The sequence below is a fragment of the Hydrogenivirga sp. 128-5-R1-1 genome (genome assembly GCF_000171895.1).
On sequence record NZ_ABHJ01000310.1, the window covers coordinates 1 to 1,574 of the forward strand.

At 31.0% G+C, this 1,574-nt stretch carries 4 protein-coding genes; all 4 read left to right on the plus strand.

The features are described from left to right. The coding region (rplS, locus tag HG1285_RS02115; RefSeq protein ID WP_008289206.1) for a 50S ribosomal protein L19 at positions 1 to 324 on the plus strand (324 nt) is incomplete at its 5' end. Beyond that, positions 245 to 901 (plus strand): ribonuclease HII, encoded by a 657-nt coding sequence (locus HG1285_RS02110; protein WP_083793149.1) that lies wholly within the window; start codon positions 245 to 247, stop codon positions 899 to 901. The genes rplS and HG1285_RS02110, both read left to right, overlap by 80 nt. 67 nt (positions 902 to 968) lie before the next feature. Next, the gene (locus HG1285_RS20680) at positions 969 to 1,241 is read left to right on the plus strand and encodes a YraN family protein (RefSeq protein WP_343122642.1); all 273 of its coding nucleotides are present in this window, start codon (positions 969 to 971) and stop codon (positions 1,239 to 1,241) included. Continuing rightward, positions 1,242 to 1,574, plus strand: a 333-nt coding sequence (locus HG1285_RS02105; RefSeq protein WP_008289209.1) for a polyprenyl synthetase family protein, incomplete at its 3' end; no start/stop codon positions are given. It lies immediately after the preceding gene.

Consider the following 1,574-nt stretch of genomic DNA (forward strand, 5'->3'; position numbering starts at 1 on the left):
GTAAAAGTTCACGTAAAAATTGAAGAAAGAGGGAAAGAAAGGATTCAGGTTTTTGAAGGTGTTGTTATATCAATAAAAGGAAGTGGAACAGGTAAAACATTTACAGTAAGAAAAGTTTCTTATGGAGTTGGGATAGAAAGAACTTTCCCTTGGGGATGTCCTTCAGTTGCAAAAGTGGAAGTAGCAAAAAGAGGTAAAGTTAGAAGAGCTAAACTTTACTACCTTAGAGAAAGAAGAGGTAAAGCTGCAAGAATTAGAGAAATTAAGGAATGGGAAATCAAGAAAAGAGCCGCAGAATCTGCTGCTGCTAAAGAAAATCAATAAATTAATGTTTGAGATTGAAAAATCTCTTTATCAAAAAGGTTTCAAAAAAATTGTTGGAATAGATGAAGCAGGAAGAGGGCCTCTGGCAGGCCCTGTTGTTTCTGCTGCCGTAATTTTTCCTTCTAATATTGATATTTTTATAACTAAAGATTCCAAAAAGCTATCTCCAAAAAAAAGAGAAATTTTATTTGAAGAGATAAAGAAGAAGGCTTTAGCTGTTGGTATAGGTGTAGTAGATAGTTGTGAAATAGACAAAGTTAACATTTACAATGCCACTAAACTTGCTATGAAAAGAGCTCTTTTTACTTTAAAATCTGATTTTGATTATATAATTACAGATTATGTAAAATTTGACCCTTATCCTCATATCTCAGTAAAAAAAGCAGATGAAAAAAGTATATCTGTTGCAGCTGCGTCAATAATTGCTAAGGTTTATAGAGATAAAATTATGGAATATTTCTCTGAAATTTATCCTCATTCATTTGACAAACATAAAGGTTATCCTACAAAATTACATAAAGAAGAAATTAAAAAATTTGGAATTACTCCCATACATAGAAAGAGTTTTAAATTATGAATAAAAGAGATATTGGAGCTAAAAACGAAAAATTAGCTCAGAAATTTTTAAATCTAAAGGGTATGAAATCCTCCAGACAAATTTTTACTGTAAGTTTGGAGAGATAGATATAATTTGTAAAGATAATAACTGCCTTGTTTTTGTAGAAGTAAGAAGTAAAAGCTATGAGGATTTTGGTAAGCCTGAAGAAACCGTTGATTATAAAAAACAGCAAAAGATTATAAAAACTGCAAACTATTTTATTGAAAAATCCTGTGTTGATTATGACGAAATTAGATTTGATGTTGTGGCTATTTTAAAAGGGGAAATTAAACATTTTCAAAATGCATTTGAGGTCTAAATGGATATAAAACAATATCTAAAATCTCAGGCTGAATTTATTAATAAACATCTTGAAAAAGAATTATCCAGAGGAACTCCTCAGAAACTTTTTGATGCTATGCATTACAGCTTAAATGCAGGTGGAAAAAGGATAAGACCTGTATTAGTACTTGAAAGTGCAAAAGCATGTGGGAAAAATAACCTTGAGGGTATTATTGATATAGCTCTGGCAGTTGAAATTATACATACTTATTCTCTTATACATGACGACCTTCCCTCAATGGATAATGATGATTTAAGGAGAGGAAAGCCAACCTGTCATAAAGTTTATGGGGAAGCAGTGGCTATACTT